This window comes from Paenibacillus polymyxa (assembly GCF_018614975.1).
In the GTDB taxonomy this organism is placed as follows: Bacteria; Bacillota; Bacilli; order Paenibacillales; family Paenibacillaceae; genus Paenibacillus; species Paenibacillus polymyxa_E.
Genome location: NZ_JAGGNR010000009.1, coordinates 25,036 through 45,005, shown reverse-complemented (window position 1 = coordinate 45,005; position 19,970 = coordinate 25,036). Strand labels below are relative to the sequence as shown.

18 protein-coding genes are annotated in these 19,970 nt (G+C 46.0%); 7 read left to right on the top strand and 11 right to left on the bottom strand.

The features are described from left to right. Positions 1–72: 72 nt before the first annotated feature. Positions 73–585 (top strand): GNAT family N-acetyltransferase, encoded by a 513-nt coding sequence (locus J7E78_RS07175; protein WP_215075602.1) that lies wholly within the window; start codon positions 73–75, stop codon positions 583–585. A 63-nt stretch (positions 586–648) separates the two neighbouring features. On the opposite strand, the gene J7E78_RS07170 is transcribed toward J7E78_RS07175, so the two are convergent. Together J7E78_RS07170 and J7E78_RS07165 are read right to left on the bottom strand one after the other, a co-directional pair. Next, positions 649–738 carry a hypothetical protein gene (locus J7E78_RS07170; RefSeq protein WP_311516955.1) on the bottom strand — a complete coding sequence of 30 codons (90 nt, stop codon included), beginning with the start codon at positions 736–738 and terminating at the stop codon, positions 649–651. Between the two features lie 242 nt (positions 739–980). Beyond that, positions 981–2,735, bottom strand: coding sequence for a methyl-accepting chemotaxis protein (locus J7E78_RS07165; RefSeq protein ID WP_215075601.1), 1,755 nt, complete (start codon positions 2,733–2,735; stop codon positions 981–983). Positions 2,736–3,036: 301 nt separating this feature from the next. On the opposite strand from J7E78_RS07165, the gene J7E78_RS07160 reads away from it, so the two are divergent. Next, positions 3,037–3,666, top strand: coding sequence for a TetR/AcrR family transcriptional regulator (locus J7E78_RS07160; RefSeq protein WP_215075600.1), 630 nt, complete (start codon positions 3,037–3,039; stop codon positions 3,664–3,666). Continuing rightward, entirely contained in the window at positions 3,663–4,637 is a 975-nt protein-coding gene (locus tag J7E78_RS07155) for an alpha/beta hydrolase (RefSeq protein ID WP_215075599.1), read from the top strand. Before J7E78_RS07160 ends, J7E78_RS07155 begins: the two co-directional genes overlap by 4 nt. A gap of 103 nt (positions 4,638–4,740) precedes the next feature. Here J7E78_RS07155 and J7E78_RS07150 read toward each other — a convergent pair whose 3' ends face one another. The 3 genes from J7E78_RS07150 to J7E78_RS07140 all read right to left on the bottom strand — a co-directional run bounded on the left by J7E78_RS07150 (position 4,741) and on the right by J7E78_RS07140 (position 7,124). Then, positions 4,741–6,093, bottom strand: coding sequence for an amino acid permease (locus J7E78_RS07150; protein WP_215075598.1), 1,353 nt, complete (start codon positions 6,091–6,093; stop codon positions 4,741–4,743). A gap of 138 nt (positions 6,094–6,231) precedes the next feature. Further along, positions 6,232–6,513 (bottom strand): hypothetical protein, encoded by a 282-nt coding sequence (locus J7E78_RS07145; RefSeq protein WP_215075597.1) that lies wholly within the window; start codon positions 6,511–6,513, stop codon positions 6,232–6,234. A gap of 155 nt (positions 6,514–6,668) precedes the next feature. Beyond that, a complete protein-coding gene (locus J7E78_RS07140; RefSeq protein WP_215075596.1) occupies positions 6,669–7,124 on the bottom strand; it encodes a GNAT family N-acetyltransferase in 456 nt (151 codons plus the stop codon). A gap of 255 nt (positions 7,125–7,379) precedes the next feature. Between J7E78_RS07140 and J7E78_RS07135 the strand changes: the two genes are divergently transcribed. Together J7E78_RS07135 and J7E78_RS07130 are read left to right on the top strand one after the other, a co-directional pair. Beyond that, on the top strand, positions 7,380–7,955 hold the full coding sequence (locus J7E78_RS07135; protein WP_215075595.1) for a GNAT family N-acetyltransferase: 576 nt from the start codon (positions 7,380–7,382) through the stop codon (positions 7,953–7,955). Continuing rightward, the gene (locus tag J7E78_RS07130; protein WP_215075594.1) at positions 7,952–8,299 is read left to right on the top strand and encodes a DUF1801 domain-containing protein; all 348 of its coding nucleotides are present in this window, start codon (positions 7,952–7,954) and stop codon (positions 8,297–8,299) included. The genes J7E78_RS07135 and J7E78_RS07130 overlap by 4 nt, the downstream gene beginning before the upstream one ends. A gap of 79 nt (positions 8,300–8,378) precedes the next feature. Here J7E78_RS07130 and J7E78_RS07125 read toward each other — a convergent pair whose 3' ends face one another. From J7E78_RS07125 to J7E78_RS07105, 5 genes are all read right to left on the bottom strand, one after another. Then, positions 8,379–9,683 (bottom strand): DUF1963 domain-containing protein, encoded by a 1,305-nt coding sequence (locus J7E78_RS07125; RefSeq protein WP_215075593.1) that lies wholly within the window; start codon positions 9,681–9,683, stop codon positions 8,379–8,381. A gap of 107 nt (positions 9,684–9,790) precedes the next feature. Then, positions 9,791–10,969 (bottom strand): alanyl-tRNA editing protein, encoded by a 1,179-nt coding sequence (locus tag J7E78_RS07120; protein ID WP_215075592.1) that lies wholly within the window; start codon positions 10,967–10,969, stop codon positions 9,791–9,793. A 378-nt stretch (positions 10,970–11,347) separates the two neighbouring features. After that, positions 11,348–13,495 carry an alpha/beta hydrolase family protein gene (locus tag J7E78_RS07115; protein ID WP_215075591.1) on the bottom strand — a complete coding sequence of 716 codons (2,148 nt, stop codon included), beginning with the start codon at positions 13,493–13,495 and terminating at the stop codon, positions 11,348–11,350. Positions 13,496–13,704: 209 nt separating this feature from the next. Beyond that, positions 13,705–15,474, bottom strand: coding sequence for a dihydroxyacetone kinase subunit DhaK (gene dhaK, locus J7E78_RS07110; protein WP_215075590.1), 1,770 nt, complete (start codon positions 15,472–15,474; stop codon positions 13,705–13,707). Next, complete coding sequence (locus J7E78_RS07105; RefSeq protein WP_215075589.1) at positions 15,474–16,616, bottom strand: glycerol dehydrogenase; 1,143 nt, start codon at positions 16,614–16,616, stop codon at positions 15,474–15,476. Before J7E78_RS07105 ends, dhaK begins: the two co-directional genes overlap by 1 nt. A gap of 303 nt (positions 16,617–16,919) precedes the next feature. On the opposite strand from J7E78_RS07105, the gene J7E78_RS07100 reads away from it, so the two are divergent. Both J7E78_RS07100 and J7E78_RS07095 read left to right on the top strand, forming a co-directional pair. Next, the gene (locus J7E78_RS07100) at positions 16,920–17,954 is read left to right on the top strand and encodes a PocR ligand-binding domain-containing protein (protein WP_215075588.1); all 1,035 of its coding nucleotides are present in this window, start codon (positions 16,920–16,922) and stop codon (positions 17,952–17,954) included. A 105-nt stretch (positions 17,955–18,059) separates the two neighbouring features. Continuing rightward, a complete protein-coding gene (locus J7E78_RS07095) occupies positions 18,060–19,049 on the top strand; it encodes an aldo/keto reductase family protein (protein ID WP_215075587.1) in 990 nt (329 codons plus the stop codon). On the opposite strand, the gene J7E78_RS07090 is transcribed toward J7E78_RS07095, so the two are convergent. Continuing rightward, positions 19,046–19,924 (bottom strand): LysR family transcriptional regulator, encoded by an 879-nt coding sequence (locus J7E78_RS07090; protein WP_215075586.1) that lies wholly within the window; start codon positions 19,922–19,924, stop codon positions 19,046–19,048. The two genes, J7E78_RS07095 and J7E78_RS07090, sit on opposite strands and share 4 nt — an antisense overlap. Positions 19,925–19,970: the final 46 nt, after the last annotated feature.

Genomic DNA, 19,970 nt, shown 5'->3' with positions numbered 1-19,970 from the left:
ATTGAATCCGTTAGGGTAAAATGCAAGAAACTACATTCCATACTTAACCCATAAGAGAAGGAGAATTATAAAATGACAACGGCTGCCGTTACGATTCATCCTGCCACAGAAGCAGACCATCCAGAGATTGTAGATATCCTTGTTGCGAGTTATGCCGAGTATCGGGAGACTTTTGAGCAAAATGAACGCTGGGAGGCCTACCTAAAAGATATTCGAGAGTCTGTGGTTAATCCGTACCTGACACAATTATGGGTCGCAAAGATTGATGATCAGATCGTCGGTACAGTTCAATTATTCGAAACAGCGCGCAAGGCTTATCCCAACTTTGAATTGCCAATCGATTATCCGTTTATTCGGCTGTTGGGTGTTGATCCAAAATGGAGAGGTCACGGGATTGCCAGAGTATTGCTCCAGCAATGCGTAGATTCTGCCAAAGAAATGGGCAAAAATACAGTGTATTTATATACGGGCGGTCAGATGGTCAATGCCATCCGTTTGTATGAGCGTTTTGGATTTACAGAGGATGAGGAATTCAGCTCCGAGAGTAGCGGTGGCAAGGCGATCTGTTACCGTTATGATTCCTAGTGTTGGGTAACAGCAACTCGCAAGCCGCGAGCGGAGAATGAAACGTAAAACCACGATCACCATTCAGTCCAACAAATCCAAATTGAGTACACGGTTATAGCGACCCTGGATACAGTACTCACATGTTCCACAACGGTACAACGGCTCTACCACGACTCGATCCCCTACACTGATACCGCTAAGGATTCGCCCAACGCTTCAGACAGGCGATAGAGCTGGATCATTGAAAAGTTTCAACCTAAAAAAGTGCTCCACCCTTTGAAGGAAGTTTGGGATGAACACCAACTTCTCCAAGAGCGGAACACTTTTTTTACTTTTCACAGTCACATAACAACCTATATTTTATACTCTTGTCTAACTACCTCTTGCGTTACTATTACTACACCTTACTCAAACTATACTTTAACTTTGCGCACGGCTTCGCTCATCTCATTCGTCTGCTGCTCCAGCATGGTGGAGGTCTGCGCCACCCTGTTGAACATGGCCGACTGTTCACGCATCAAGCGATAGATTTCATCCGAATGATCCGACACCTCGGCTGAGATCTGCGAGATCGTATTGACGGAGGCTGCGGCCTCTTCCGATCCTGCCGAGATTTCCTCTGCGGCAGCGGAGACTTCCTGAATGCGACAGGTCACCAGTTGGAACGCATCAACCACATGAGCAAATGCTTGCTCCGCTTCTTTGGTAATCGTAACACCTTGTCCAATCTCGGTTGCGGCAACCCCCATCTGTGAGCCAATCTGCTGTGATTCTTGTTGAATTCGAAGTAACAAGTCGGAGATCCGTTCCATGGATGTGCTTGAAGCCTCAGCAAGCTTCCGAACTTCATCCGCCACAACCGCAAAACCTTTCCCATGTTCTCCTGCATGTGCTGCCTCAATGGATGCATTAAGCGCAAGCAGCTTCGTCTGACTCGCAAAATCACGAACCGTGTGCAGGGCACCCTCAATTTCCTGGGAGTAGTTGTTCAGCACCTGAACCATTGCTACAACTTCACCTGAAACATTGGAGATGCTCTCCATCTGTGTTTTCATCAGTGTCATGCTCTGTTTACCAGACTCCGCTGTAGCAAGTGCACTTGTTGCCGCATCCGATACAACCATCGAGGATTCGGAAATATCCGTTATTCCTTTTGCAATCTCTTCCATCGCATTTGCACTATCGCTCACACCCTGCTTCTGCGTATGTGCCCCTTGCCTAATCTGTTCGACAGATTGGTCAACCGTCTTGCTCATCTCAAGCATCTCTTCGGTACTGCGATTAAATCCCTTCGTTGATTCAGATAAAATATCTGTGGTTACTGCTACGCCTTCAACCATGTTACTCACAATTTTATTCAAATTCCCGGACATATGTATCATCGCTTGATATGTTGTTCCAATCTCATCCTGGCTCCGCAAACGATATGACGTCAAAATTTGATTTGCTTCTGCAAGCTCACCCTTTGCCATTTTTTCCACACTCGCCTTAAGCGGTTGAAGTGGTCGCAGTCCCCTTACGATAAACCACATGACAACGGCAATGCCTATAAGTGTAATTAAAAGCAACAAAGCATAAAAAGGAATACTCGATTTCATAATATCTGACTCAATACTTCCGATCACCGATACTGCCGTATCGATACCAATTACACCTGTTACAGCGCCATTACTATCCAGCATGGGAGCATAAGAGGAAATATAGTTGCCATACTCCTCATTGTTAATGATGGAAGAACTGGCTGGTTGCCCCTGCAACAGCTTCTGAACAGCCTCCTGAGGGACATCCGTTACTTCATTAATCGGTGAGGCTTTATCTGCATCCTTCATGCCGTCCACCATAATAAGTGGCGTACCTTTGTCATCTATTTTGACGAAATACACATACATTGCACCAATGCGTACGCGAAAGTCATCCAGTTCATCACGAATCTTCAAGAATTCGTCATTCTCCTTGGGGTCCTTGGCAAACTCGGCATAAGATGCTGTATCCAGCTGATTCACATAACTCTGAGCAATCTGGATATTGTAACTCGATATGGCCTCCTGCGCAGCCAGCTTCATATTAGCCACCTGTAACAGCATACTGCCAACGGCTATAATCGTCATGGCCAGTGTAACGACTGCAACAATGCGTACAACCAAACGTTTCCTAAAAAAACCGATCATCCGCTCCTCTTCCTCTCCCGTGAACCCAAGCCTTTTTGACTAGGCAATACCCAAAAAACGCATGCTTGAAGCACTATGTATGGGAAAATAGTAAACGAATATGTCGAAATAGGCAAGAAAATATTGGGTTACCATAAAACGCTATCATGGCTGTGGTAGCTTTGTTAGCAGAAACTACATCTAGGCATACTTTCAGCAAATGATGAACAACTTACTATTGCCATACGGAATTAATTCGGATATATTATTAATTAATTGATCAGTTAATTAATTAAATTGAAATGATGAGAGGAGAATTCATTTGGCCAGACCCGTTAATGAAGAAAAGAGACTTGAACGGCGTAAACGAATCTTGAAAGAAGCAGTGATTCTGTTTGCCGAGAGCGGATATTCCAATACCACCACGGCTATTATCGCCAAGACGGCAGGAGTGACTTCCGGAACCATCTTTCAATACTTTCCAAGCAAAGAAGCTCTGTTCCATGCCGCTGTACTTGAACCGCTTGATGATATTCAGAAGAAATCACTTGCTTCTCTACAACAAAAAGGAACACCAGGTACGTTGATTAAAAACATGGTAGAAGAACAATTCAGTCATATTTACTTCTACACCAATGAGTTGCGACTCGCTCAATCTGTCTTGGGGCAACGAACCAGATTCCCCGAACTTACACAGAAAGTCCTTGAAAGCATAAAAATAATGACGGATACGATTGAAGCTGTCTATGCAAAGGGGCAATCCATGGGGGAGTTCAACAAACGTTTCTCTCCAGCAATGATCTCTCGGAGCTATATCTCCTTTTTGAATGGAGTAGCCTTGACTCTCGGGGAAGACATTCTGCATCATCCTGAGTGGGAGAATCTGAAGGGACATGCCTTTTATCTGTTTGCACCAATACAACATGATGACACACTGGAGGAATCTGAATGAGTCAACCCTCTTTACCACCCGTTCTGACATTTAAAGGTCGCATGGAGAAACACAAGAGACTGTTATGGGGCCTGGGGATTGCACTTGTGCTCATTGTGGCTCTTGTATTCTTTGTATCCTATAAAGTAGTAGACACGTTATTACACCATCCACGAGATACCAATGTCAGCTACGAGTTGAATATGGAGAAAACACCTTACGAAGAAGTCGAATTCGAGAGTTTAAAAAATGATAATACGATTCGAGGAACTTTCTTTCCAGCGAGTATATCTTCAGGCACAGCAAGTAACAAAACAATTATTGTCGTACATGGGTATACGAGTAATCGTTTAGTCAAAGGCCGTACTCCCAAGTTGGTAGAGCATTTCGTTCCAAAGGGGTATAACGTACTGGCCTTTGATCTTAGCTCACAGGGTAAGTCCGATGGAAATTTGATTACGCTGGGTCTACATGAGAAATACGATTTACTTGGGGCTGTAGACTATCTAAAATCCAGAGATCACGCAGGAGACCATATTGGAGTTATTGGCTTCTCTATGGGGGCTGCTACTTCTCTACTGGCCACAAGTGAAAGTGATGATATCCAGGCTGTAATTGCAGATAGTCCATTTCGTAATGCCGGTTTATTTCTGAGAGAGGGCCTGCCATTCTTCTCAGGTTTACCTGCATTCCCTTTCAGTTATACATCAACATGGATGGCCGATTGGGTCTTTAACGTTGATCTTGATTCCGTATCACCTATGGACGCGGTTAAAAAAATGCAAGACAAGCCCGTTATGCTCATTCACGGTACTGGGGATCAGCAAATAAGTTATAAAAATACAGAAAAGATCTATGAGTCTTTGAAAAATAATCCCAATGCAGAAGTATGGTATCCTCAAAATACGGAACACATTGATGCGATTAATCATTATCCGACTGATTATTTCCAAAGAATAGATCACTTTATGGATAAGTATGTAGGACAATAGATTGAATACCAAAAGACTATTAACACAAAGAACATCCCGGCTCGAATACCACCGCCGGGATGTTCTTTGTTACGTATTATCGCACATTGATATAACACCAATACTAAACTGTTCGTCCATTCGTCTTCCTGAATCGAATCAGGGACCATATAATCAGCAACGCGAGTACGGCAAGACAGATGCTAATGCTGAACCGATTACCTTCATCAAACACAAACATCACCGCAATCACACTAAGACATAGTACCACGACTCCGGTTATGTAAGGGAATCCCCAGACTTTGAAGGTCGGTTGCACCGGATATTTCTTCCGCAGTTTCAACTGTGATGAGGCAATACAGATCCACACAAGGATTACGACAAACCCCGGAACTGCGAGCAATACGCGGAAAAGTTGATCCTGCGCGAACAGGCCAAGCAAGGAACCTCCGAGCAAAACTACTGAGCACACCAGAAGTGTGTTAACAGGGCTACCATTGCGATTGGTCTGTGACAATGCCTTCGGAGCTTCCCCGCCCACTGCCATGGAGTGCATCATCCGGGATGCACCATAGATACCTGAATTCGCAGCAGACAGAACTGCCGTCACCAAAATAAAGTTCATTATGTGTGCTGCTCCCGGCAGGCCTGTAGAGGCAAGCACCTGTACAAACGGACTGCTCTCCGGCCCAATTTCATTCCATGGGATAAGACCACAGATGATGAGAATCGGCAAGGTGAAGAACAGAATAATTCTGAGCATGAAATTGCCCACGATTTTGGGCATCACTTTTTCTGCATTTTCCGTCTCGGTCAGGGTCAGACCAATCAGCTCCGATCCCCCGTAAGAGAACATGACCACAAGCAGTGCCGAGAAGATCGATGACCATCCGTTCGGGAAGAAGCCTCCTGCTTGCGTATAATTCTGCAGATATGGCGTGTTATCACTTGGGATAATACCAAAGATCAACCCTGCACCCAGGAAGATAAAAATAATGATCATGGCAATTTTGATCCCGGCCAGCCAAAACTCAAATTCCCCGAACACACCTACACTTAACAGATTAACGAGTATAATGAACGCCGCACAAGCCAGACTCAGCATCCACAGCGGTACTTCCGCGAACCAATACTGTAAAAAACTCCCGGCAGCAATCACCTCAATGACACATACCGATAACCACAGAAAGCAATACATCCATCCCATAACAAAGGATACTCGGCTACCAAATGCCTCCTGCACGAAGTCTTTCATATTTTTGTTCTTGTACACCGTAGCCATCTCCGCCATCGCGGCCATAACAACCAGCAGCAATAATCCGGCAAAAATGTAAGTGACAATCACGCCCGGACCCGCGAGTCCAATCGTCTCTGCACTGCCTTTGAAAATTCCTGTTCCAATGACACCACCCATAGCCATAAAACTGATGTGTCTTGGTTTAAGCTTCTTCTGTAGTGTTCCTTCTGTCTGAGCCAATTCAAGTCCTCCCGATGTAAAAAAACGTCTGTAATGCTATCTTGTTTCATAGACATAATGTCCAGTATACCCTATTGTCCATCAATCAGCCCAGAAGTTCCTTATGACCAATTCATCCCAAACCTCTAGAGACATAACCTATGTTTTATACCCCACAATCGCATGAAGCAATCTATGTACAATCCAGCTGATTAAACTGTACACTGCCCCATAGATGAACCAAGCGCCTATGTTACTACCCAATGTTGAAAGATCACTCGCGATATACAACAAAGGCAGCATAAAAGAAATAATCAGCGCTACCCATAGTCTAAACCATTTGGCAAAATAACTGCATACTCCAAGCAACACAGCAATGATGGGACATAACACCAAGACGGCAAACAGCGGATTCATATGATCAACCAACCAATATATCATCCACGACTCCCTCCACCCTTTTCATAGCATGGTCCATGTTGCATCATTGAGTTTATTCTACTCTTTTTCCAAACTTGAATATATATGATATGTTGCAAATAAAAAAACCAGCGTCTTGTAAAAAACAGAATACTGGTTCTCTCATGCGGATCAAATTAGATTGTTTTCGTCATAAACGTGCTGTTCGGGTCCAAAGTATAATCTGCAAATGGTTCACAATATTCAAATCCGAAGTCTTCGTACAGCTTCCGTGCCGGGATAAACGAATCCATTGAGCCCGTCTCCAGACTAATTCGCTTATAGCCACGGTCTGCAGCAACGCCCATAATATGGGCCAAAATCTTCCTTGCTACGCCTTTTCTCAGATGAGCCGAAGAGGTACGCATCGATTTCAACTCTGCATGCTCTGAGTCAAGTTCTTTGATAGCCCCGCAGCCGAGCAAGTCGTTCCCTTCCCAAGCACACCAGAAAGTAATTTCGGGCTTCTTTAGTCCATCCAGATTCAACGCATGAATACTCTCTGGAGGCGAATCTGCCGCCATCCCTTGCAAGTGCTCCGCAATTAAAGCCTTAACTTGGACTCCACTCAAATTATCCACTTTGATCTCCATAACGTACCACTCCCGCCGACATCTTTATTGGTTTTATCACTGAATGTATATCAATCATTTCATCTTACTACCGTGTTAGGTTTTATGACAAGAGGTTACTTATATCCACTGAAAGACGCTATTGTGATTCACCTGTAATTTCCAGTATGATGAGGCTATCAGATGCCAAAGGGGCGAGGTCTATTGCGAAATATACATAGAGTTAAATGTGAAACTAAGGTGAAGCAAGCTTAACCTATTTTAAAGGAGACCCCTATGACACTAACTACGGACAACCTGTTTTATAGCAAACGATTAAAGATGACGCCACCACGTCCTGAAGACGTGCAGACCATGCTGCAATGGAACGAAGACCCGGAGTACCTTCGGAATGTGGATACTGATCTTGCCATTCCCTATTCAGAGAAACAGTTGGAAGATGAGGGCGAAACGAAGAACAAGGAAGTTTACTTCAGACTGCGCACGCATCAAGAGGATACACTGATTGGTTTTGTCGTCATTCACAGCATTGAATGGAACAACCGCTGCGGACAGCTTGCCATTGGCATCGGACTTGCCAAACATCGCAACAAGGGATATGGCACGGAAGCGTTGAATCTTATTTTACGATATGCATTCTATGAGATGAATCTGGACAGGGTTGGCCTTGATGTCATCGCCTACAATGCCAAAGCAATCCGTTCCTATGAGAAGGTTGGTTTTCAGTTGGAAGGTCGGGCACGCTCAGCTGTATATCGTGATGGTAAGCGTTACGACCGCTTGATGATGGGAATCCTAAGACCAGAATGGGAAACACACAATCAGATCCATACGGAGGGTGAACAAGTATGACCAAGAATGCAGAAGTTACTGCGTTTATTGAACAGATTCAGATCCCCTGGCAAATACAAGTCGCTGAACAATTGCGCCAGTTGGTGCATGATACCATCCCTGACGTGCAGGAACGCGTGCAATACAAGAAACCTCATTTTTTGAAAAACGGAAAGTATGCTGCGGTCATCTCGCCTTCCAAACAAGCCATGTCTTTCACCATCTTCAATGCAACTGGACTCGATCTCCCCGATGGGATATTTGAAGGCCCGGAAGAACGAAAAACGATCAAACTCAAGGAAAAAGATACGCCGGACTATGAGTGGTTGGCTGGTTTGTTAAAGCAGGCATCTGCGGAATTGTAGATGGATGCGGTACAGCATGAAGGGGCACCCCCATGAAGTTCAAGAACTTCGGGATGCCCCTTATTGTTGTAGTCTGCCATCAAGATTGCTGGTACGATACGGCGGTCATCTGGCACGGCTCACATATGAACATGTAATACATACCCTCACCATATTCCTCAACCTCGCCCCAATCCAGTTGTGCGACAGCCTTCATTCTCGTGGAACAGCATGGACATGTTGGGTACTCCGCATCTTGAACCCATCCTGGATGGCCGCCGACCTGAGATAGCGATGGCTCCATCGCCCACTCACTGGCATGGAATGCATGACGTGATGAAGTCGCAATCCGAAACTGCCGGCCCGCATCCGGTGCAAGTTTACCATAGTCGTCCAGGTCAATCTCATCCATACCCACAGGCATGACATTATGTAAACTCCATAACGGTTCCCCTGCTGCGTCTAGCTCCATGTAAACCACACCGTAACTGCTACATATCACGCAAGTCCGTATCTGAAGTTGCTGGGCATGCCAAGACACGTCCTTCAGAGCGGGATGTTTAACATCCAGATTAATTAAGCTGGTTAACGCATTGCCACACCATGGACAGCAATTATTACTAGGGTTCAGCACCGAGAGTGAATCTCCAGTTAACTCCACGTTAGGTCCTTCACTCTCTTTTACTTTATAGAGTGAATAACTTGGGGTGGTGAATAATTCCCTGCACTGCCCGTCTTTTGTAAGCTCCCAACCAGCTTCAGTGGTGTAATGCTCAGGTGCCACGTGCAATTCACTCGCCCAAGATGGCGGAGACTGTCTCCACTGCCGGAACTGTTGCACGACAACATCATCTCCGATATGGGCCAGCATGAGCAATATGTGGTTCCGATTCTCATCATCGGTGTTCACTTGCTGCAAGAGACGTTCACGATCCTCACCCGAGGCACTTTTATACAAAATGGCAGGATAATAGATCTCCTGCTCCAGCAGCTCAGGAATTTCGGCAGTCAACGATATATCATGGTAGCAGACAAGGTATACCAGAATGTCTTTGCCTGTATCTTCATCACCTGTACGAATCTGTTGCATCGCATAACGCTTCATCTGATCTTGTTGCTCTACAGACAAGGATAGATATACCTGTTCTTCGGATTGTTCATAGGGTACATATCGAATTAGTGGATCGCGAACCTGAGGTTCATGCATGATTTTCAAAATTTCGACCGGGTCTGTGATCCCTGCATACAAGTTCACGTCACGTCGATTCGCTTCAATGTATCTCTGGCGCTCCTCGCGCCCCATCTCCTGCTTGCAAGGCATGCAATACCCTCCTGTTCTGGCAGCCGTTGCTGGTAAAATGGTATTGGCACACCCCTCCAGAATACACGGAATTCGTTCTGTCATGTTCCAACCTCCTTCAACTATTGGCAATGGAAAACACGCCACAATGTGACGTGCTTGTCCCTTACTCATATTTCAATATCTGCGTGTCTCATAAAGGAAAATGCGAATCAGTGATGTCCCAACTGGTCCTTGGTGAATTCGTAAAAGGCAAGTGCATCTTCACTGCTGGCAAAGCCTGCCTGAGCCATTTTTTCACTGCCGCCACCTTTGCCATGGTAGGCTCCAAGATTGCCTTTAAAGAAAGGTCCACAAGCCCATTCGGGCGGCTGTCCGTTCTGTGCCAGAACAACTTTGGCCTCCGATATGCTGGCAAAGAGTACAAGGCCTTCATGGTCTGCCGTCAGCTTGGTTGCCAGGCTCTGCATATCCTTGAGTGATTTGTCTTCAAAGATCTGAGCAATCACCAGCCCTTGCCGAGCAGCCAGAAGTTCCTCCGCATAATAGGCATCATTCATTGTTTTCACTGCATTCAGCTCGGTTTGCAGCTGCTTTTGCTCCAGTTCCATTTTCTCAATGCGCTCCAACAATTCGTCCTTACTGGTCTTTAATTTAACCATGATACTATTGAGCACATGTTGTGTGGAGGTGAATTCATTCAGCGCCCTTGTACCACATTTGAAATAAATGCGGGTGCCGCCCTTCACCTTTTCGGTTTTCAACAGTTTGATGATGCCAATCTCGCCTGTTGCCGACACATGGGTTCCGCCGCAGGCGTTATACTCCACACCCTCGATCTCGACGATGCGGATATCTTCCGTTACCGCAGGTTGCTTCACTAGTGGCAATTGTGCAGCCTCTTCTGCTGTAACCCAGGAAGTGTTGATGCGAGCATTACGATAGATCTGATGATTCACCTCTTGTTCAATGGCGGTCAATCGATCCGCACCCAGTTCAGCCGCAGCCACATCAATCGTGTCATACTCCGTACCGAGATGGAAACTGAGCGTCATCGCTTCAGCCATTTTCAACGTCATTGCCGATAACAAATGCTGTCCCGTATGCTGCTGCATATGATCGAATCTTCGCTCCCAATCCAGTTCACACTGGACTTCATTCTGTTCAGGAGCGCGTTCCAGTTTATGCCACACCTCTCCGTCTTCGATGTTCACATCAAGAACAGCGATGCCGCCAATTTGTCCCAGATCACAAGGTTGTCCACCCCCATGCGGGTAAAAAGCAGTCTCTGCCAATGAGACATATACGCCGTCTTCCTTGTCCACTCTGCCTGTAATCGTTGTATGCCACTCTCTGGTGTAAGCAGAGTCATAATAGATTTTTTGCGTCATTGAATCATCCTGATCCCTTCTCGTTCAAATGGTTTTTACCGATCTGCACCTAACCTCCAGATTACACTATCTGGAACCGCGAATCCAATTTTAAGGCACACAAGATCGGTCCTCCATATCAAAAAGACCGCTCTGTAAGCCAAGCTACAGAGCGGCCTCCTTACTTATATCCTCGTTTAATGTAACGTTGGATATGGTTTGACCCATAATTACACCGGAACGGAGATTGCAGTCACATTACTTATTATAGACACAAGAGCGAAGCAGACAGAAAGGACCTGAAGAAGCGAAGCGTGCTCCTTTATCACCGGATTTCTACCTTCAGGGAAAAATCATTAAAATCCTTGGATAAGAGAGATCGAAAGGTTTTTTTTTACATTAAACCAAATTCCAAAACAGTGCGGTATTCGCCACCGTAACCATGGTGAACAATAATGTGTTCACAAATGCGGCGAGCCATACATTATTCGTTTTTTCAAACAATTTGCGTGCATATACGGCAGCGATGATAAGACAAGGCACCAGTGCAAAGAGCAAAATGCCATTCAATGCCTGACCTGGATACAACGCCACACCTGTTATAAAGTCTTTGCCGTACTGCACTAGCAACCACAGCACCAACCCGCCAACATTCAGTACCATGGCCAGGAACATACCCCCACGTTTACCACGTGTATTGGCATTCAGGGCAACCGCGCTGACAAAGTAATATATCAGGAAAAACGGAGTATAACGCAATGCGGTAATGAAGTGTTCACTCTCGAACGTACGGACCGCAAACGTCCAGATCCGGAAATCTGTTCCGAAGATCGCCTGTACTACGAATAACAATGCGTATCCAATGGCTACCGCGAGTACTGCGGTTACCAAGCTGGCAATTATCGTAACAAGGTTCAGGCTGATACCATAATCGCTGAAGCGGGTTCCTGCATCCTTTTTGGAAAAATAGTGGAATGCAAAGGTCACCAGAATCATAATTAACGCCGACACCAGCGCCCAGTACACAATCTGGTTTGTTGTTGGTTCATTGAAATACGAACTTGTAACCACAATCTTATCTGCATAGTTGAAGATGACCCACATTACCAGAGATACGATCGCGAGAAGCACACTGCCCACCCCAATATTGTTTACCCTACGGCTTGCGGTATAGTTGTTTCTTTTGCTTCCAGCCACGACGAATCCAATAATGGCACCAAGCACACTCACGATCAGCAAAACCAGAGCAATGACGCGGAGTACATTCAGTCCACTCGCCTCTTTATCCATTAAGGTAGGGAACAAAATTGCCGGGATCAATGTACTGAATGCAATAGCGAGCCAATACATTGTTTTTTGTTTTCCATTGACCGCTGCGGACACGGTTGCAATCTCGCCTGTTGCCGCGTTACGCAAGAAAGGAAGTCTGAGCAGCAACGTAATCAGTGGAACAATCATCAGGAAGAACCCGATCAGCGCGACAAAATTAAAGGCTTCCTTAGCCCACCAGATCTGATTGCCAGAATCCAGATTCACATTTGTCTGGTTCGGCGACGTTACACCATTGAAGGCATGGGCATAAAAGTCGATCAGATGCTCGGTTGTTGTACGCGAGAAATGGTTCCATGGGTGCGTTTGATTCGGCGTAAACATAATGTGTTCACCCGTCTGAGAAGCACGTACCACCTTACCATCCACGGTCAGATCACCGGATGTTACTTCTTTAAATTGATCCGTCTCGCCTCTTGGCGCATCTGGCGTAATTCCAAGGAAAGCTTTACCCGAAGCAGTTGCAGCAAAGTCCTTACGAGTTACGGTACCTTGCACTTCTTTCTCTGCCGCTGTTTTTTCTTCATCTGATTTGTTGAAGAAGAATTCGTCATACTTACCTGCAATCATGCCTACAGTCCGACTGCCATATGCTGCTTGGAGCTGATCTTGAGGTGCAACAGCTGCGGCGTAGGAGAAATCCGAACCAGCGGAGATACCTGTATAGATCATGCGGTATCCGGTTTGCAGAGAACTCATCTCATCCATGTACATGGATAGCAACGTTGAGAAGCCACCCATGGAATGACCGCTAACCGCGACATAGGCATTGCCTTGCTCATCTTTTTTGGTGAAGTCTTGCTCATAGATATATTTGGCGGCATCAAATTGCGAGTAGATCCAGAACGTGCTGAAGAGGTCCTTCACAGGAATATCCGCACTCCAGCGGGAATCGCCGTGGTCGTACATGTCTAGTGCAAGCACGATGTAACCGCGTCGAGACATTTCAATGGCAGGTGCATCCTGCATTTCTTTGGTATTCAGATACCCGTGAGTTGTTATAATAACCGGACGTTTGTCATCTGCACCCGCGCCTTTGGGCATGTAGAGCAGGCCTGACAGTGTTCCGTGCTCAGCTTGGAATTTGATCTCTTTGACCTTCACGGAATAGAAGGACGTATTGAACATTCCAGCGAACAAACTGCCGAAAATAACCAAAACCAGTGATAAAACCAGCAACCCCTGCGGTTTTTTCAAGAATGATGTGACTGTTCTCATATAAAACTCCTTTTATAAATATAAAATGTTAGATAAATAAATGAACATATGCTTAAAAAATAAGCTATATCTATTTTGTGTAAATGATAACATGTAAAAATTGACTTAATATTACCTAAAAAAGGTACACATAAAGACGCCGGACATCCGGCGCCGTTACCTGTGTGAAGTACTGCATATGATATTGAATTTCTTCATTAAAACCATTCTTATTTCATGGACTCGGATAGCTCTGTGAAAATAACACCCAGCGCATACGCGCCAGCATCAGGGTAACCCAGGCTGCGGTCACCGACCGTACCTGCACGGCCCATACGCGCCACGATGTCTTCCGTTTTCTTCGCACCTTCAACGGCTGCTGCTGCACCTTTGGCAAATGCTGTTTTGAAGTCATCGTCAGACTCCGCACTTTGTGTCCAGGAATCGGCACACGGAACGAGTGCATCGATCAAGGTTTTATCACCTACAACGGCGCCACGTCCGAAGGAACGCTCTCCAGTGGACTGAATCCCTTGCACCGCTGCATGGATCATCTCAGCAAATTCAGCAACGTTTAATTGCTGTTTATCCCCTACAGCTTTGCCAGCCGCACGGAATGCCGAACCCCAGATTGGGCCGGATGCGCCGCCACAATATTCCATGATGACCAAGGAACATGCATCGAGGAACGAACCGATGTCTTTTTTATCTTCATTAATGATGTGATTCCATTCGCGTTTCAACTGACGGAAGCCTTTTGCCACACTCATACCAAAATCACCATCACCGGCATGGGAATCCAGTTCACAGAACGGTACTTCATTCTTGATGATGATCTCACCCATTTTATCGATCAGATAGACGACATTGTCCAGTGAAAATTGATTGCCTTCGATGACCGCAGCTGATGCATCTGTCTCCACTTCGTAAGATACAGGAGCGTCTTCACCCACAACAGCTTCCAGCGCTTCGGAATACGCCACTTTTGCTACTGGAGGGCCGGATACTTTAAATGCAGGTGTATCACTTTCCTTGAACAACAGCGTTTTTAGTTCCTCATCCAGTTTCAGGATCGTAACCGATGCACCCGCCATATCGATACTTGTCATGTAGTTTCCTACAAACGTAGTAGCGACCTGCAGACCTGCATGTCCTGCAAGCTCACGCTGAACGGAATTGTTGAGCAGGTACAGTTCTTGCAGTGGTGTTGCACCAAAACCATTCACGAGCACCGCAATCTCAGCGGATGCATCATTGTCCAGCTTCATATCTGCGAGCAACGCTTCAACCATGCGGCCTGCCAATACATCCGCTGATACCAATTTCTCCCGGCGAATCCCTGGCTCACCATGAATCCCTACGCCGAATTCCATCTCATCTTCTGCAATTTCGAATGTAGGCGTACCTTTGGCTGGTACGGTACAGGATGTGAATCCAAAACCAATACTGCGAACGTTCTGAGCTGCTTTCTCAGCAACGGATTTCACATCTGTCAGACTGCGGCCTTCTTCGGCTGCTGCTCCGGCAATCTTGTGAACCAGTACAGTTCCAGCAACGCCGCGACGTCCAACAGTATACAAGCTGTCTTGTACAGCGATGTCATCCTCAACGCGCACATATTGTACGTCGATGCCATCTTCTTCAGCCAGATGCGCTGCATTTTTGAAATTCATCATATCGCCGCTGTAGTTCTTGATGATCAGAAGTGTACCCTTGTTGCTGGCTGTTGCCTTAATCGCTTGATACACCTGAATCTGGGAAGGAGATGCGAATACATCTCCACATACCGCTGCATCCAGCATGCCTTTACCCACATAACCAGCGTGAGCCGGTTCATGTCCACTGCCGCCGCCGCTGATCAGGCTGACTTTATCGGCCTGAATCTCTCTGCGTTTGATGACTTTATATTTTTTCAGGAATTCCAGCTCCGGGTGTGCAAGCGCAATCCCGTTACACATTTCCATAACAACATGTTCGGCCTGGTTAATAATTTTCTTCATTATTTTACCTCCCGTCGAGCTGCTTTGTACTCACGGCCCATACGGTCAGCCGCTGCAATGGCAGCAGCCACTTCAGGAATAGTGATTGGGAACGGCATTGCGTGAATGGATTCTTCCGGAATACAAGCGATCTCGGCAACTTTCAACAGCTCTTCCTGACTAATCGTGTCTACACCGATATCTGCCAAGCTGATTGGCAGTCCTACTTCGAGACAGAAGTCCATGACTTCATGCAGCTCTTCGGTTGGTGCATTTTCAAGGACGAGCTGTGCGATTGTACCGAATGATACTTTTTCACCATGGAAGAAATGATGTGTACCCTCCAGAACAGTCAAGCCGTTGTGGATCGCATGTGCTGCCGCCAGACCACCACTTTCGAATCCAAGACCAGACAACAGAATGTTGGTCTCAACGATGTTTTCCAGTGCTTGTGTCACAACGTTGCTGTCACTCGCTACTTTTGCTTTTGCACCGTCAGTCAACAGCATTTCATAACACAGTTTTGCCAGTGCAAGCGCCGCATTGGTACCTACTGCAGATGGGGTATATCCTTCGCGGGAACCCATTGGCAGACTTGCGTTTACACGTGAATAGGATTTCGCTGTTGCTCTTGCTTCGAAGTATGTAGAGAGCGCATCTCCCATACCGGATACGAGGAAACGTGTTGGTGCATTGGCAATTACCGTTGTATCCACGAGAACCACACTGGGGCTTTGTTTGAAGTAAGCATAGTCATCAAAAGCACCTTCTGGGGTGTACAATACAGCAGAGTGACTTGTCGGTGCATCCGTTGCCGCAATCGTAGGGCAGATGATCAGCGCTTCTCCTTCAGCTACACATTTCGCCGCATCGATCGCTTTACCCCCACCTAGACCGATCGTAGAGTCACATCCTTTTTCCTTTGCGATCGCTTGCAGACGAGCAACTTCCTCACGGGAACATTCCCCTTTAAAACCGCTTTCAACAAACGTAATATTGAATTTCTCCGCTGTTGCATCAAGCTTTGCTTTGACACGCTGTACATCATCCGGATGTGCAATCAGTAAGGCAGATTCTCCGAAGGATTTAACAAAGTACCCCAGGTTCAACAATTCGTCTTCGCCTTGTACATATTTGGTTGGGCTGATAAATGCTTTTCTCATAATAATATATGCCTCCTAATGATATGAATTGGTGTAGTGATTACATCAAATTTTAATTTCTTACAATTGACCTTAATATAACGCATGAGCAGCAGGTTTACAGTGGACTTTGATAACAAATTATTATAATTTACAATCGTAATTTTTTGCTTTTTGACGCAATCATGGTATCTTATTGTCATGAGATGGTTGAATTTTGACCTCCCAATATACATTACCCGTCATCATTACATCTTAATATGTACAACTTGCTAACTTTTAACGGCCTAAATTATAAATCAGGTTAGATATGGAGGTTGCCCAATGATTAAAGAATATCTGCATATCAATAAAATTTTGGACCTTAATAAATGGAAGCGTCTACAAGATTCTCTTGCAACAGTAACCAAACTGGCGATCCTCACCGTTGATTATAAAGGCATTCCCGTAACCAGTCACAGCAGCTGTCAGGCCTTCTGCCAGAATGTGCGCAGAGACCCCGAGCTTCTCCCCTACTGCCAAAAATGTGATTCGCGCGGTGGTCTGGAAGCCGTTCGGTTGAATGAACCTTATGTGTATCTATGCCATTTCAATATTATAGATATCGCGATTCCGATCACGATTGATGGGAAATATATCGGTGCCGTCATGGCAGGACAAGTGAAACTCGCCGACCCGGAAAAGGGTAGCGACTTGGAGCAAATTGTCACGTCCAAAAACGTACCCATGCATGCAGCCAAGCTGGAGGAATTAAAGGACGATTACGCCCAACTTCCTATCATGACCTATGAAGAGATTGTGAAAATCTCTAACATGTTGTCCCTGCTCTGCAACTACATTGTGGAAGAAGCGCTAAACAAAAATCTGTTAGTTGAGATGTTCGAGAAAGCTTCGGGTAATCAGGAGTCTCTGAACCTCTCCACCATTCTGCCGGGTTACTCCATTCGTAATATCGAGTCGATCAAAAAAGAGATGACCAATGCGATAGCAGATGCCTATCTGAAGAACAGCCCAAGTGACACGGAAAGCTCCAGTCCGATACTTCAGCCTGCTTTTGAGTACATTCACAGTCACAAAAGTGAACAAGTTTCGCTCAAACAAATGGCCGATCTATGCCACCTGAGTCCGAGTTATTTCAGCAGACTGTTTGCCAAGGAAACGGGTGAGAACTTCACAACCTACCTGGCAAAACTTAAGATAAAGTGGGCCAAGCAATTGCTGGAGGTCACCGACATGCCTGTCTCACAGATCAGTGATGAGCTGGGATTTAATGAATCGGGATATTTTATCAAAATATTCAAAAAGTTTGAGGAGATTACGCCCGCTCTCTATCGCAAATACATCCAGGAAAAAATGTAGATTCACTGATACTTTTTTCGTATCAAAGATGAGGTTAAAAGATATTTCACCTATTAATCTGCCATTGTTACAATGGAGTCCAGATGACTTAGGGAGGCGACATGAATGGAATATCGCAAATTAGGAAACAGTGGATTAACCGTCAGTGAGATTTCACTCGGCAACTGGATTACGCATGGAGCGCAAGTCGAGGATGGAATAGCAGAAGCTTGTGTGCGAACCGCATTGGAGGAAGGTATTACCACATTTGATACCGCAGACGTGTACTCCAATACCAAGGCAGAAACCGTACTGGGACAGGCACTTAAGGATATACGAAGAGAGAGTATTGAACTGTGCACCAAAGTCTGTCACCCAACCGGCACAGGTCATAATGACCGCGGACTTTCACGTAAACACATCATGGAAGCCTGCAATGGTTCATTACGGCGGCTACAGACTGATTATATCGATGTCTATTACGCTCACCGTTATGATTACAACACGCCGCTGGAAGAGACGTTTCTGGCATTCTCCGATCTGGTGCGTCAGGGCAAAGTCCACTACATTGGCGTAAGTGAATGGAACGCGGATCAGATTGCACGAGGAGCCGCTTTGGCACGGGAACTTCATGTACCCTTCATTGCAAGTCAGCCCCAATATTCGATGTTGTGGCGTGTGATTGAGCAAGAAGTGGTGCCTGCAAGCGACCAAGCAGGACTTGGACAGATTACATGGTCTCCTCTGGCTCAGGGTATACTATCAGGCAAATATGCGCCTAACGCAGCATTACCCACCGGATCACGCGCAGCTGCTGAGGCAGGAGCACCCTTTTTCAATAAACTGGCTGGTCAGTGGTTATGTGAAGATGTTCTTACTGCTGTGCAGCAGCTTGTTCCACTCGCTAAAGAGATTGGTCTAACTCTCCCCCAACTCGCTGTGGCGTGGGTTCTACAGCATTCGTATGTCAGTTCCGTCATTATCGGTGCATCCCGGCCGGAGCAGGTAGTGGAAAATGTAAAAGCCTCCGGTGTGAAACTAGACCCTGAGATCATGACTCGCATCGACGAAATATTGAATCCATGGATTGAGCGTAATCCAGCCAAGACGGGTTAAACACATTCATCAACAAAGTTCATAAAGCGGGATATTACTTCCTGATTCATATCCGTCCGCCATGCCGTGTACAACGGTACGGAGGGCGGATTTTCTTGTAATGGAAGAAAGACCACACCCTTTCGCTGGAAAACATCCACCGAAGAGGGAACAATGGAAATGCCCATGCCCGCCGCAACGAGATTCACAATCGTATACATCTGGACTGCTTCCTGTGTAATTCGAGGATCTACGCCATGTGATCTGCAATAATCCAGAACCAGTCGATGGAACGGAGAACCCAGATGCCTTGGGAATAAAATAAAATCTTCATCCGCCAGTTCTCGAATTGAAACTTGAGCCTGAGAAGCCAACGGGTGATGATCTGGCAATACAGCAATCAACGTTTCCATCTGGCAGGGGCGGAACGAGACATGACGAGTCTCTTCCTGATACCGCAGAAATCCGATATGGATCTGTCCGTCTTCCAGTGCCTGTAATTGTTGGGACGAAGTCATCTCACGTAATGTCAATTCAATCTGCGGGTACGCAGCGCGAAATTTCCTAAGGACATCCACCATAATGCTCCCCGAAGCCGAATCCACAAAGGCTACGGTTATATGCCCGATGATGCCTTGATCTGCCTTTTTCGTAAGCTGAACGGATCGTTCGAGCTGGGCCATGATCAGTCTGGCCTGTTCCAGAAATACGGCACCTGCCGGGGTGAGACGAACCATTTTTCTGGTGCGCTCCAACAGCTTCACACCAAGCTCATCCTCTAAATTCTGAATCTGCTGGCTCAGCGGTGGTTGCGTCATATTTAATTTTTCCGCTGCACGGTGGAAATGAAGTTCTTCTGCCACGGTGATAAAGTATCTTAACTTTCGGATATCCATAAGCCGATTGCGCATCCTTCCGTCTACCCTGTTAATTCATCTGTTC